We start from the raw sequence: 15,261 nt of genomic DNA on the forward strand, positions 1-15,261 counted from the left end.
AGCTGACGCAATATAAGTAAAACGAGATTATTCGCTGTAAGGTGAGCGTGTAACTTATTCGTTTGTTGTGTCCCCACCAACAGGCTTTCACAGTCTGCTGGCGAAAGTGCCAATGCGCGTTATCATTACCTATTCATTATTTTTTTGAAGCGCAGTGTCTGTGCTAAAATTCAGGTCAGTCCAGCTTTTCGCTGTATCTTTTTTGCCTTTGGCAGGCAAAAAAGGATGTCGCTTCAATCTGGGCTAGTTTACTTAAGCCTTTAGCAGAAAGCGGGACTAACCATCAAATGAAATATGGTCTTTGCTTTTCAAGAAGCCGCGATATCGTTATAAGCCAAATCGGGAACTGCTACAATGTTCGGCAATTTGTTAACTGGATGCCCACAACTGAAATTTATAAAATAGTTAGGCGCAATGCCTTTAATCCGCTTAGTCCCTGTAAATCTTCCAGATCAAGATCTTCCGTTTCGGGCTTCAATACCCCGGTTTCCTGCAGGTATTTTACAAAAGGCAGGTAATCTTCAATATCTCTCTTGTTGAAATAAATCAATGCCAGCTTATCGGGCTGGGTAAGGCGTTCCTGCGAATTGCGAATGAGTATCTTGTCAATCCTTTTTTTGATCATCTGATACCTGATGTTGTAAGCACCTTCTACATCAAACTTCCGCTCGTCGATCCTAAAACTAATGTCTATAGGATGATTATGAATAAAGATGAGTTGCGTGGTGGTCAGTTTAACGGGCATATCGGGCTGGAGCAGTTGCACCATTCTGGCAATCTCAGCCATTGATGATAGTTGCCATAACCTTAGGTTTTTAAGGTGGAAATGATTAAAAATCCTATCGGGCGCAATTGACTGCCCGATATAAATGTCGTATTCAACCCCATCTGTCCTGAACTTTTCGAAATAGCAGGGATAAGAATCTTGCAATTTTTCGCGTTCGGTTTCAAAATAATTGTTAATGGCCGTATTGATCAGCTGCATGGATGTTTCCAAAGCATGGCGGTGTTTGTATACCTCACCATGAGGCGCAGAAATGCGATCAAGATATTTACCGATTACCTTTTGGGTATCTGGGTGCGACTGGGAAATGAGCTTAAGGTAATCGCTGGTTTCTTCTTTAAGGAAAATGTTGAGGCTGTTCTCATCGGTTGTATTCAGCTCATCGCCCTGCAAAATATCACTCCACTTATTGCAGTTAAAAATGATTTCGACCAGCAAAGCATCGCTGTAAGTTTTGCTCAGCTGATCGAGCGTTTCACGAAACAGACTGAGGTGCAGGCTCAGATCGGCTTTACTGGCTGCATTGCGTTCGGTCGTAGAATTTCTAATATCTATTGCACCATAAAAAGGGTAAACGTCTGCAAAACTAATATCCTCATTATGCTGGGGCAAGTTCTTTTTCTTATTGTAGAGGTGATGCCAGGCCGCTTCATTAAACTTCCACTGCACAGCTGGCTGGATAGAGGTATATTTTTCTTTGATGATGTTTTCAATCTCGAGGTTAAACTCGTCTATATAAACCTGTAAGAGTTGGGCAATAGGTGCTAAAACGGGGTCCAATAAGGTAATTTTCTTTTCATCGAAAGTTTCTCCCACCCAGGTATGCATACCCAATACCCCTACCAGAATCTGGTTGTGAAATACGGGGATGAGCGCCATCGATTTTACATTCAGTTCTCTAAACCTGTCTAACCAGGGAAACATCTCTTTGCTTTCTGCCCAAATATCGGGTGAGTAAAAAGAATTCGGATTTGCAGCATAACCTTCGGCAATCTGTCGAAAAGCTTCAGGACTTAAAGTTTCCTCACCCCATACCGAAAACAACAAACCACTCCCTCCTTTTACCCACCCATAAACCATTTTGTTGTTTACTCTAACGAAAGGGAAAAGATCGAATTGAATATTGGCATTTTGCACCAGTACTTTAAGCGATTGTATCACTTCTCCGTAAGCAACGCTTTCGCTGCCGGGCACACGACTCAACCTTACACTTTTAATATTTTCTACAGCCTGTTTGGCCGTAACATCTGAAATGGTAAGCACAGAAATGCCTCTAAGCTCAAAAAGGTCTAAAGGCAAAACTTGTTGCAATTTATCCAATCCAGCTTCTTCACTCAAATATTGTTGCAGTTCACGGTAGCTGAGATCGGGCAAAGGTTGTTTGGCCTTAACTTCAATAAAACTGGCATTCAGGCCAATATGAAAATAACCTGGCAAACCGGTATCAGCGTTGATAGCCGAATGGTATTTTTCCTTTATCGGCGAATGGAATGCGTAGAGCTCGCCAAAGATGAAGGAATAGATGTAATGCAGCCGATCATGTTGATGCTGTTCGAGTGTTTTTGATCCCGCAAAACTGTTTTGGTCTTTCTTCTGGTGTTCGAGCAATTCGTACATCAGCTCTGTTCCATAAAAAGTAATGGGCTGCATGGGTGCACAAAGCCCCCAGGCTTGATGGTCTTCTGTTAAAAGTGCCGGTGAAAGACAGGCATACATGTGTTCCAGTAACAGTTCATGTTGATCAATATCTTCAAGAGCGATCACCTGATCATCAACCCCCTGTTTTTTAAATTCTTTCAGGGCATTGCTATAAAGGACGGACTTTACCGTCTGCTCTTCCTCAATTTTCCGTTTCAGGTATTTGATAAAAGGGCCAAAAGAGATCGACGAATCTACCTCAGGCAAATCGGCATAGTTTTGAACAATGTTAAATATGCGCTTCCTCATCTCTTTAAACTTTAAATCAGCAACTATTTGACTTGCAAAAAATTGACCAATGCTAAGATAAAAAATAGATGTGAGAAATTGCTACCAGCCGATGGCCTTATCATCTCCCCTCGGGTCGGCACCACCCTGATAATTGCCCCATTTGGTTTTTAAGATGGCATCAACCCTGCCAATCGGACCTCTAGGGACAATTTTATAGCCTTTTGCTTTTAATTTTTCTACTGACAAACTATCGATAGCATCTTTTTCTACATACACCTCATCTGGTAACCATTGGTGATGAAACTTTTTAGCCGCTACAGCCGACTGCATAGACATATCAAAATCGATGACATTTATAATGGTTTGAAACACAGATGTGATGATGGTTGAACCGCCTGGTGTACCTACCACCATAAATAATTTCCCGTCTTTCTCTACAACACTCGGTGTCATAGAGCTTAACATGCGTTTATTTGGGGCAATTGCATTGGCTTCGCCACCAACTAAGCCATACATATTAGGCGCTCCGGGTTTAACAGAAAAGTCGTCCATTTCGTTATTTAATAGAAATCCAGCGCCTTTTACCGCCACTAACGAACCGTAAGAGCCATTTAAGGTCGTGGTGATCGAAACGGCATTTCCATCTCGGTCTACAATAGAGAAATGTGTCGTTTCTTCGTGCTCTGCACCTTTAATCTCCCCAGCCAAAACAGCACTGCTTGGCGTTGCTGCTGCCCAGCTAAAGTTTGCCATGCGGTTTTTATTATATTCGGCACTTAACATTTGCTGCTGTGGAACCGCATAAAAATCTGGGTCGCCTAAATGTGTTGCCCGGTCGGCATATACCCTTCTTTCGGCTTCTACAATAACCTGAACTGTGGAATCTGCATTATGACCCCACTTTTTTAGGGGAAAATTTTCTACACTTTGTAGCAATTGAATCAGCGCAATACCCCCACTCGAAGTTGGCGGCATGGTAATAATTTTGTAACCTCTGTAATTACCCGTTATTGGTTTGCGCCAGGTTGCGTGATAGTTTTTTAAATCTTCTTTGGTAATAAGTCCTTTGCCACGCTTCATTTCGGCCACAACCGAATCGGCCACAGCACCTTCATAAAAACCGGCCCTGCCTTTTTCCTGGATGAGTTTTAGGGTATTGGCCAGTTCTTTTTGAACCAAAAGGTCATTTTCCTGCCAGGTACTTTCTAAATTTACGAAGGCCGTTCCATCCGGATTAAAATCCATAAACTTTCTATGCAAACCATTCAATTCACCAGCTTGTCGCTTGGTAATTTTGAAACCATTTTGAGCCAAATTTATCGCTGGTTCTAATACCTGCGCCCAGGAAAGCTTTCCATATTTTTTGTGTGCCTCTACCATTCCATCTACTGATCCTGGTACGCCTGCCGCTAAATGGCCGTAAAGGCTTTTATCCACAATCGGATTCCCCGATGAATCGAGGTACATATCTCTGCTGGCTGCCGCAGCTGCCTTTTCTCTAAAATCTAAGGCATTTATTTCTCCGTTTGCCCCGCGGTATACCATAAAACCACCCCCACCAATATTTCCCGCGTTTGGATAAACCACGGCAAGTGCAAACTGAACTGCAACGGCCGCATCAACGGCATTCCCACCTTTTTTTAAAATAGCTATACCCACCTGCGATGCTTCCGGATGGGCAGAAACCACCATTCCATTTTTATATTCGCCACTGTTATTTTTACCCAGCTGACCAGTTACGCAACCAGTTAATAACACCACCACACTGAGGTATATTAACGATTTTTTAATATTATTGAGGGGCCTTATAGTTTTCTGCATCTTTATATATTTTTTTCGATTACCGCATTATTTTTTCCCGGTAATTACTTTTCTTTTAAGCTTAATTTTCAGATAGAAAATACTTGTTTCTAAGGATTATAAATATTTACTAATCTGCGCATATAATTTTTCTTTATCACTTGGCCTTAAAGCATCGGCAACAACTAATTTACCGTTTTTAATGATTAAATAACGCGGTATTCCATAACTCCCGTCCTTTCCTAATTTATCACTCAAATCTTTTCTCAAGGCTTGATTAGTCCGAACATGATTGCCAGAAAGTTTAAAATATTTTATCATCTCTTTCCATTGCTGCGCTGCATCATCTTTATCTATGGAGATAAAAAGCATCTCAACCTGTTTTGCTTTGAGAAATTGCTCCAGGTCTTTACTATATTCAAATTCTTGTTTACATGGCCCACACCAGGTTGCCCAAATATCAACAAATACCGTTTTGTCTTTAAATTGGCCAATTAAACTATCCAGGGTGTTAAATTTATCGTAGTTGGCCAACATTTTTTGCCCGGGTTCAAAATCGTTTTTTACCTTATTATGGTAGGTTATAATTTCATTGACCGTTGGTTGCAAATATGGCGCAAAATTACTTTTAGGATAACTGGCTTTAAATGAATCGAACAAATCGACCAATACTTTCTGATACCTGGTCTGTAACATTTCCTCATATAGAAAAGTAGCCAGCAAAAATTCTTTCATTTTGCCTGTATAATTATCTTCGAAGGTTTTATATATACTCTTAAGCCAAATATCCTCATCTCTTTTAGGCAATTGCGTTCCGTTTTTTAGCGGGAGATAATAATTGAGGTAAGTACTTACGTAATATTTGGCATGGTAATAAAAATCCGGGTAAAAAGCATCCCTAAGATTGTTCATGGAATACTTTTTATAGGCATCTGCCCACATTTTATCCAAATCGTTATTTATCTTTTGCTTTGCACTAAAAACGACCATGGGGATGGCGGCTTGCAAAATGATCTGTTCGGTTGAAAAGTATCTTTTTATTTCGTTATAAAAGTTTGCCGAAATCTTGTGTTTCGAGAACAGTTCTGTATAAGGTTTTAGTGCTTCATTCTGATCATTTTCGAGCAATTGATACAAACCGGCTGCAGTGCTATCCTTTTTATAATAATTTCTAGCCCTGTATTGATAAAACTCCACATTCCTTTTATTAAAAAGCAACATTCCTTCCTTATTTTTATCGCTCTGCACCAAAAGCCCCTTATCAAAAACTAAATGTGTAGTACCTGGCTCTATCAATACGGTATTATTGTTAATTCTTAACCAGGCCAGTTTATTAATCTTTAAAGCATAGTTTACCGTGCTATCATCGCCAAATTTAAGCTCTTTTTTGGCTGGATAAAACCATGTATCATCTACAGGGATTTGGATAATTACCGTATTATTTTTAGCACGTAAATTTTTGATACTAAGTTTCGCTTCTTGTGCAAAAGAATTTATTGCCGCAGTAAACAATAAAATGAAGAGGGTTATTTTTTTCATAGTGTTTTAAGCTGAAACACAAATATTGAAGATATTTTAGAAACTGTTTAAAAATGAATTATTTTTTTACTCATTGAAAAAGGCGGGTGAAGACACCCGCCTCTGATTAATATTAATTAGTATGCCACCAATAAAGATGTAGTGCATTTAAAATCAGGAAATTTAATCCGCTTCTTATTGCTTATAACCTTCTGCATCTTTATATATTTTTTCGATTACCGCATTATTTTTCTCGGTAATTACTTTTCGCTTCAAACTTAATTTCGGTGTAAGTTCGCCACCATCAATACTCCACTCTTTAGGCAACAAGGCAAATCTTTTTACCTGCTCCCATTTACCAAAACCTCCATTTGCTGCTTCGATAACCTCATTATATTTAGTGAGTACCTGTTCGTTTTTAATCATCTCTTCGTTCGAAGTAAAAGTAATGCCTTTTCTTCCTGCCCATGTTTTTAGGGTTTCGAAATTCGGAACGATCAAGGCAGATGGAAATTTTCTATTTTCACCCAAAACCATAATCTGTTCGATAAAAATCGATTCCTTATATTTGTTTTCCAGCATTTGCGGGGCAACGTATTTACCACCAGCTGTTTTAAACATCTCTTTTTTACGGTCGGTAATTTTTAAAAAGCGACCATCAACCAGTTCTCCTATATCCCCGGTATGGAACCATCCCTCTTTATCTACTGCCTCATCGGTTAAATCAGGTCGGTTGTAATAACCTTTCATTACCTGGTGTCCGCGGGTTAATACTTCGCCATCTGCTGCTATTTTAACTTCCACACCTTTAATTACTTCACCAACGGTACCGAACATGGTTCCACCGAAATGATTAACGGTAATTACCGGCGAGGTTTCAGTTAATCCATACCCCTCAAAAACAGGCATACCCGCTGCCCAAAAGATCCTGGCCAAACGCGGATTTAAGGCCGCTCCACCCGATACAATCACGACGATTTCACCGCCTAAAGCTTCCTGCCACTTTTTGAAAACCAGTTTACGGGCAATCCCCAGTTGAAAGTTATACCACGCACCCGCATCAATTGTGTATTTTTCGGCCAAAGCTACCGACCAGAAGAAAATCCCTTTTTTAATGCCTGTTAATGCTTTCCCTTTTTCCATGATCTTATCGTACACTTTTTCAAGAAGTCTTGGAACGGTAGAAAATACATTGGGTTTTACATGCTGAATATCGGCTACAATGGTTTCCATACTTTCGGCATAATAAATTCCGGTATAATTAAACAGGTATAAATAAATGATCATCCGCTCGAAAATATGCGAAAGTGGCAAAAAGCTTAACCCTTTTTTTACACCTTCGGGTATCACCACAGCCGAGTTAACAAAATTTGCAACCAGGTTATGATGCGTTAACATTACACCTTTTGGTGTACCCGTTGTGCCCGATGTGTAAATCAGGGTTAATACATCTTCGGGTGCAACTTTAGCGCGGTATTCTTCCAAATCAATATCTGTGCTTGCTTTGCCCAGTTCAATCAGCGTATTCCAGTTTTCGGCTTCTTTAATTTCATTAAAACTATAAATTTTGATAGCTGGGTTTATGGCATCGGCACAAGGCTTAATTTTTTTATACAAATCTTCATCGGCTACAAAAATAATGGCGATTTCTGCGTCTTTTAAGATAAACTGAATGTCGTGCTCGGCCAAAGTTGGGTATAAGGGAATTTGATAGGCACCAATCTGGTTGGCTGCAAAATCGGCAATGTTCCACTCCGGTCGGTTATGCGACATCACAGCAACCCTGCCCCCTTTGCCAATACCTTGTTTAATTAATCCGCGACTTAGGTTATCTACAGCAGTACAAAAATCGGCTGTACTATAATTTATCCATTTTCCATTAATTTTTCCGCTGATGAATTCTTGCTTAGGATTTTCGAGGCTATATTTCAAAAGATCAAAAACCCGTTTAATTTCTGCCGCCATATGAATTGTATATTATTTGGTTAAGTTAAAAAATCAAACATAAAGATTAACATCTATATGCCTTTTTAATAAAAATAATACCTCGTAGTTGATAAAACGCTGTATTTACTTTTTCTAAAAAATATTTAAATAAACTTAGTGATTACAAAATTACTATGCAAGCATTGTTTTTTATCCTGATGGATTTTTACCCAAAAAACAGAAACGGCATTAAAGTTGTTAGGCTGATAATTATTTACAAAACATTTAAATTATGAAAAAGTTATTTACAATTTTAGGATGCATTGCATTGTTTGCCCTTACTACAACAAACGTTAAAGCCCAAAACTATAAAACCGGACTTGGTTTAGGTATCGACTTTGGAGATGGCGCTACATTGGTTGGCCCCTCAGTTAGGCATCATTTCAGTCCTAAAGCTGCACTTCAAGGTGAAGTTTTATTTGGTGGAAACTCGACTATTATCCAGGGTTTTCTTCAATACAATTCATCTATCCCAGGTGCTAAAGGTTTAGACTGGTATTTAGGTGGTGGTCCGTCTATTCAATTGTATGACGGAGGTTCTAGTTTTTATCTGGTTCCGATGGTTGGTTTAGATTATAAATTCTCTGGCGCACCATTGGCATTAGCTTTAGACTGGAGACCAAGACTTTACATAGGCGATAACGATAGCGATTTTAACGCTGGAAGATTCGGCTTAGGTTTTAGATATACCTTCTAGGCAAAGCGCATGGCGCTGAGCGAGAAGCGTAAATTAAAACCCATAAAAAATCCCGTAAGAAATTAATCTTACGGGATTTTTTATGGGTTTTTAAGTTAACTGCAAATTGAAAACTTTTAACTGCAAACTGACTAAATTCCTGTCCATTTTTTTAACACTGCTTTTTGCGCTGGTGTTGCATTTTCATTTACAGTTGCTTTTAAGCGTACACTTGGATTTTCTTTTAAGCTTAAAGAAATTTCCTTTTCAAGTCCATCGCGGATTACTTTAACCGTTAACAGATCGCCTGTTTTTTTATCCGTAATGATGGGTAAAATATCTAAGGAAAATTTTGGCTCCTTTAATTTCACATTTTTCAACACATCGCTCAATGAGGAGCCACCAATCTCGATAATAATATCGTTTACATTTAAGCCACTTATCCATGCTGCCGTGTTTCTGGTAACCGAGGTTACTTCTAAACCTTTAGTAGCCAATTGAACAGCTGCACCAGTAACTGGTTTACCAGGCGTTGCATTTTCTGTAGAGACATCAACCCCTGCATAACCCAGGTATTTTACATATTCTACATCATCTACCCCGTTAACATATTTTGCCCAAAAACTGGTAAAACTTATTCCGGAGATTTTTTCAACCATGGCTTTAAATTCTGCATCTGTATAACCACGTTTTAAAGTTTTGCATTGCAAATACATGGCTTTCATTACATCATCCAAACTTTTGGCACCTTTAGTGGCATTAATGATTTCGAGATCCATTAAAATACCGATCACTTCTCCTTTATTGTAGTAAGAGATGGAATTGTTTTTTGAGTTTTCATTCGGACGGTAACCGATAATCCACGCATCATAACTGGATGAAGCAGCCGACTGGTATTTAGCGCCAGGTGTATTTAACACCGTACCTATACCACTTGCCAAATCTTTCAAAAATTCATTTACATCAGTAAAACCAGCTCTGTGTAAGTATTTATTTTCGTAATACGAGGTAAATCCTTCAGCTACCCAAAGGTTGGTCGTGTAATTTTCGTTATCATAATCAAAAGGGCCTAACGCTACCGGACGTAGACGCTTAACATTCCAAAGGTGATGGTACTCGTGGGCAACCAGACCTAAAAAGCCTTTATAACCTTCGGCCGTATTGTAAGCATTTCTGGTCGCGCCTAAAGTGGTAGAGTTTAAGTGCTCTAAACCGCCACCACCTTTTAAGAAATTATGAACAATGAAAAGGTAGTATTTATTAGGGTTTTCGCCATAAACTGCAGTTTCTTTTTCTACAATTTTAGCCATATCTACTTTTAGTTTCTCTTTATCGTAATTACCACCGCCGTACATGGCTACTTCGTGGCGAACGCCAGCAGCTGTAAATTCGAAAATATCCTGATTACCCACTTCAATAGGGCTATCGTAAAGAATATCAAAATCAGTAGCTTTATAGGTAAACTGCTCACCCGCAACAGGAGTTAAACCAGTAGAAACTTTACTCCAGGTATTAAAAGGAACAATTTTTACCGTACTTGGCGATTTGATCATACCATCAGGATGCATAAAAATCCCTGTTGGAGATAAGAAAGCGTGAGATTCGTCGATAAAAGGGGTACGCACAGAAATTTCAAATGCATAAACACGGTAACTGATCTGGATATTGGCAGCCTTCGCTGAAAAAATTCTCCAGGTGTTTTTTCTTACTTTTTCGACTTTTACAGCTTTACCCCCTGCAGAAGCCTTAAATTCTTCTACACTTTTTTCAAACTCGCGAACCAAATAAGAACCTGGTGTCCAAACGGGCATTTTTACATCTACATAATCTTTTGCCAAGCCAGAAATATTCATCTGAACTTCAGCATAGTGTGCCTGTGGCTCTTTAAAAGAAACCTCAAAGCCTATTTTTACCCGCGCCTTCGCTGCCATAATACACGTTAGTAGTAAAACTAAACTTAAAATTGATTTTTTGTTAAACATATTGATATTGACTGTGTTTTGTTGCAAATTTAGATTTATTGATGGGGTTTTGGAACAAAATAGCTAAATGTGGTGTAAAATAGTTGTTTCGGTCGTCCAGCGTTTGGCGATTAGCAGTTTGCGGGAAGTAAAGCGCGCTTTAGGCACTGGAGCCCTATCAAACATCAATTTGTTGATTATTGTAGCGATAATAATTGGTTTAGACTTGTTATTTTGCATCCAGACTTTAGACTTCCGACTCCAGACTTCGGGCTAAAATCGGTAACATCCTTAATACAACAAATTTAGGACTAAACTATTTGAATATTTTTACGCTCTAATTCTAAACATTAATTTCATTTTAATGTTGGAATACGCACAACACAAATAAAAAACATGAAGAAAAGGTATATCATCTATGCTGTTTTAGCTATAGGCTTAGCTTATTTAGTCTATTACAGAATTAATGCAAATAAAAAACTCGAAGGGAAAGGCGGCGCATCTGCAGGGGCAGGAAAAGGCAAAGAAGGCGGTAAAGGAGGCTCTTCTGCACCATTGGTAGTTGATGGAATTGTGGTAAAACCGGTATCGTTTGATAATGATTTAGAGGTAACCGGTGCTATTGATGCAAACGAATCGGTTGTATTAAAAAGTGAAGTTTCGGGCCTCGTAACCGGAATTTACTTTCAGGAAGGTACAACAGTATCGAAAGGAAGTGTACTGGTAAAAGTAAACGACAGAGATATACAGGCACAATTACAGGATGCCCTAACCAAGCAAAAACTTTCGGGAACTAATGAAAACCGTGCAAAACAGCTTTTGGCGAAAGGGGCAATTAGCCAGGAAGAATACGATACCGCTTTAGCAGATTTAAAATCGCTACAGGCACAAGCACAATTAATCAGGGCACAACTGGCAAAAACCACTATCCGTGCACCTTTTACAGGTAGAGTGGGTTTGCGTAGCATTTCTGCTGGAACCTATTTAACACCCGCAACGGTAATTGCCAACCTGGTCAGCACCAATCCGGTTAAAGTTACTTTTTCCGTTCCGGAGAAATATGCAGGGCAGATTAAAATGAATTCAGAAATCATATTCACTACTGATGGTTCATCTAAAGAAAATAAAGGAAAAGTTTATGCCATAGAACCCGGGATTAATGCCGCAACCCGAACATTACAAATTCGGGCTTTAGCGCCTAATGCAGATAATGCCCTACTACCAGGCTCTTTTGCCAAAATTAAACTGGCTTTAAATACGGTACAAAACGCCATACTAATTCCTAATGAAGCTGTAATACCCGTGTTGAAAGGTAAAATTGTTTACATACAGAAAGACGGAAAAGCACAGGAAGTTAAAGTGGAGGCGGGTACACGCACCGATGAAAACATTGTAATTACTTCGGGATTAAAAGCCGGCGACACGGTGTTAACCACCGGATCGATGGCCTTAAAAAAAGATGCTCCAGTAAAAGTTCATTTGGTTAAACAATAATTATGAGTATCTCCACCACGAGTATAAAACGGCCGGTTCTGGCTATTGTGATGAACTTACTGATTGTCTTATTCGGGATAATCGGTTATACCTTTTTGGGTGTTCGCGAGTATCCATCTATTGATCCAACCGTCGTTTCAGTAAGAACCTCTTATCCGGGGGCCAACTCCGATATTATTGAATCGCAGATTACCGAACCTTTAGAAAAATCGATCAACTCTATTGATGGGATCAGGAATATTTCTTCATCAAGTAATCAGGGAACAAGTAACATCACCATCGAGTTTAACCTCGATAAAAATATCGAAGAGGCCGCAAACGATGTGCGTGATAAAGTATCGCAGGCCGCCAGAACTTTACCTAAAGATATCGACGGTTTACCCGTTGTTAGTAAGGCTGATGCCAACTCTGATCCGATTTTATCGATGACCATCCAGAGTGACAAACGCAATACACTGGAATTAAGCGATTTCGCCGAAAATGTAATTGCCGACCGTATCCAAACCATTCCGGGCGTAAGTAGCGTCCAAATCCAGGGGCAAAGAAAATATGCCATGCGCATCTGGATGGATCCGAATAAACTGAGCGCTTACGGTTTAACTTCGCAGGATATTGTTACTGCCTTAGACAATGAAAACGTAGAGCTTCCATCAGGAAAAATTACCGGAGCGACTACTGAACTCACCGTTAAAACCTTAGGAAAACTAACCAACGAAAGTCAGTTTAACAACTTAATCTTAAAAGCCGACAGCAATCAGGTAGTTAAATTAAAAGATGTAGGTTATGCCGTTTTAGGGCCAGAAAATGAAGAAACCGTTCTACGCGAATCGGGCCGGCCGATGGTGGCCATTGCCATTATCCCTCAGCCGGGCGCCAATTATCTCGATATCAGTAAAGAGTTTTACAATCGTTTCGATAAGTTAAAAGCCGATATCCCAAAAGACATTAAACTGAAGGTTGCATTAGATAATACACTTTTCATCAAACGTTCGGTAACCGAAGTGGCAGAAACCATTGGTTTATCGCTGGTACTGGTAATTTTGATTATTTACCTTTTCTTTAGGGATTGGGCAATCGCTTTCAGACCATTAATCGATATCCCGGTATCGCTGGTTTTCACTTTCTTTATTATGTATGCCTTTGGCTTCTCCATTAACGTGTTGAGCTTACTGGCTATTGTACTGGCTACGGGATTGGTGGTAGATGATGGTATTGTGGTTACCGAAAATATCTTTAAAAAGGTTGAAGAAGGTATGTCGCCATTCGAGGCAGCCATTAAAGGGTCAAATGAAATCTTTTTTGCTGTAATTTCGATTTCCATTACTCTTGCAGCCGTATTCTTACCGGTAATTTTCTTACAGGGATTTGTTGGCCGCTTATTTAGGGAATTCGGTGTGGTAATCGGTGCAGCGGTACTGGTTTCCGCCTTTGTATCACTAACCTTAACGCCGATGTTAAATGCCTACCTGATGAAAAAAGGTGGACATAAACCATCCAGATTTTACAACTGGACAGAGCCCTATTTTGTGAAGTTAAATGATGCCTACGAATCGAACCTGAATAAGTTTTTGGATAAAAGGTGGCTTTCCGTTCCGATTATTTTGGTGTGTATGGGTTTAATTTTCTTATTCTGGAAGATTTTACCAAAAGAAACCGCTCCTTATGATGATCGAAGTGCGATAAACATTAATGCAACTACGCCTGAAGGTGCATCATTTACCTATACCGATCAGTTTATTATGAAACTGAACCAACTGGTTCTTGATTCTGTGCCCGAAAAAAATGTAAACATTACCATTACCTCACCAGGTTTTGGTGGATCAGGCTCGGTAAACTCGGGTTTTGTAAGAATGGGCCTGGTAGATCCTGAAGATCGTAAACGTTCGCAAAAAGACATTGCGGATATGCTTACCCGCGTCACAAAGAAATATACAGAAGGTAAAACCATTGTGAATCAACAGCCCACTATTTCCGTTGGCCGTCGAGGTGGTTTGCCCATCAGTTATATCATCCAGGCACAAAATTTCGAAAAACTAAGAGAGAAAATCCCTTTGTTTATGGATGCGGTATCGAAAGATCCAACATTCACCGTTTCGGATGTCAACCTGAAATTTAATAAACCTGAAATCAACTTAACCATCGACAGAGATAAGGCAAAAAACTTAGGTGTTTCTATATCTGCTATTGCCCAAACCTTAAATTTAGGTTTAAGCGGTCAAAGGTTTTCGTATTTCTTCATGAATGGAAAACAATACCAGGTAATTGGTCAGTTCGATCGCGGCGACCGGAAAGACCCACTAGATTTGAGTTCGGTTTATGTGCGTAATGATAAGGGCGAATTGGTTCAGCTCGATAACGTAGTTACGGCGAAAGAAGAAAGTAGTCCGCCACAGCTCTACAGGAACAACCGTTTTATCGCGGCAACTGTTTCGGCAGGTTTAGCACCTGGTAAAAGCATTGGTGAAGGTATAGATGCCATGGATGCCATTTCTAAAAAAGTGTTGGATGAAACTTTCTCTACTGATTTAAGTGGAGAATCGCGTGATTTTAAAGAAAGTTCTTCAAATACCTTCTTTGCGTTCGGCCTGGCCCTTCTGTTGGTTTATTTAATTCTTTCGGCGCAGTTTGAGAGTTTTAAAGACCCGATCATTATCATTTTAACTGTACCGATGGCCGTTGCAGGTGCGTTTTTATCGCTTTGGTTATGCGGTCAAAGCTGGAATATCTTCAGCCAGATTGGTACCATCATGCTTATTGGTCTGGTAACTAAAAATGGTATTTTAATTGTTGAATTTGCCAACCAGCTAAAAGAAAAAGGCATTCCAATCCCCGAAGCCATACGCGAAGCGGCTGTTTCGCGCTTGCGCCCGATTTTAATGACCAGTTTGGCCATTGCCATTGGCGCACTACCCATTGCACTGGCTTTAGGTGCCGCGGCAAAAAGCAGAATGAGTATGGGAACCGTAATTGTTGGTGGTACGTTATTCTCATTGGTTTTAACCTTATTTGTAATACCAGCCATTTACTCTTACTGGGCTAAACCATACAAACCGAATAAAGAATTAAAAGAAGCCCATCGTTTTGAACAAGAAGCTTTACATACAGAAGAATAA

At 39.6% G+C, this 15,261-nt stretch carries 8 protein-coding genes; 3 read left to right on the forward strand and 5 right to left on the reverse strand.

Annotated features, from left to right (window positions below; translation table 11 throughout):
• Positions 1 to 394: 394 nt before the first annotated feature.
• From AC07YT_RS16880 to AC07YT_RS16895, 4 genes are all read right to left on the reverse strand, one after another.
• Positions 395 to 2,731 (reverse strand): GAF domain-containing protein, encoded by a 2,337-nt coding sequence (locus AC07YT_RS16880; protein WP_086547857.1) that lies wholly within the window; start codon positions 2,729 to 2,731, stop codon positions 395 to 397.
• Between the two features lie 81 nt (positions 2,732 to 2,812).
• Positions 2,813 to 4,534, reverse strand: coding sequence for a gamma-glutamyltransferase (ggt, locus tag AC07YT_RS16885; RefSeq protein ID WP_494945422.1), 1,722 nt, complete (start codon positions 4,532 to 4,534; stop codon positions 2,813 to 2,815).
• A gap of 96 nt (positions 4,535 to 4,630) precedes the next feature.
• Positions 4,631 to 6,052: a TlpA family protein disulfide reductase gene (locus AC07YT_RS16890; protein ID WP_086547858.1), complete on the reverse strand. Its 1,422-nt coding sequence runs from the start codon at positions 6,050 to 6,052 to the stop codon at positions 4,631 to 4,633.
• A 174-nt stretch (positions 6,053 to 6,226) separates the two neighbouring features.
• Positions 6,227 to 7,996, reverse strand: coding sequence for an AMP-dependent synthetase/ligase (locus AC07YT_RS16895; RefSeq protein WP_086547859.1), 1,770 nt, complete (start codon positions 7,994 to 7,996; stop codon positions 6,227 to 6,229).
• 253 nt (positions 7,997 to 8,249) lie between these two features.
• Here AC07YT_RS16895 and AC07YT_RS16900 point away from each other — a divergent pair, with 253 nt between their 5' ends.
• Positions 8,250 to 8,714 (forward strand): hypothetical protein, encoded by a 465-nt coding sequence (locus AC07YT_RS16900; RefSeq protein WP_057933119.1) that lies wholly within the window; start codon positions 8,250 to 8,252, stop codon positions 8,712 to 8,714.
• Positions 8,715 to 8,845: 131 nt separating this feature from the next.
• Here AC07YT_RS16900 and AC07YT_RS16905 read toward each other — a convergent pair whose 3' ends face one another.
• Entirely contained in the window at positions 8,846 to 10,624 is a 1,779-nt protein-coding gene (locus AC07YT_RS16905) for a M61 family metallopeptidase (RefSeq protein ID WP_494945423.1), read from the reverse strand.
• Between the two features lie 426 nt (positions 10,625 to 11,050).
• On the opposite strand from AC07YT_RS16905, the gene AC07YT_RS16910 reads away from it, so the two are divergent.
• Positions 11,051 to 12,148 (forward strand): efflux RND transporter periplasmic adaptor subunit, encoded by a 1,098-nt coding sequence (locus AC07YT_RS16910; protein ID WP_086547861.1) that lies wholly within the window; start codon positions 11,051 to 11,053, stop codon positions 12,146 to 12,148.
• Positions 12,149 to 12,150: 2 nt separating this feature from the next.
• Positions 12,151 to 15,261: an efflux RND transporter permease subunit gene (locus AC07YT_RS16915; RefSeq protein ID WP_086547862.1), complete on the forward strand. Its 3,111-nt coding sequence runs from the start codon at positions 12,151 to 12,153 to the stop codon at positions 15,259 to 15,261.

The sequence above is a fragment of the Pedobacter sp. GW460-11-11-14-TSB4 genome (genome assembly GCF_059423705.1).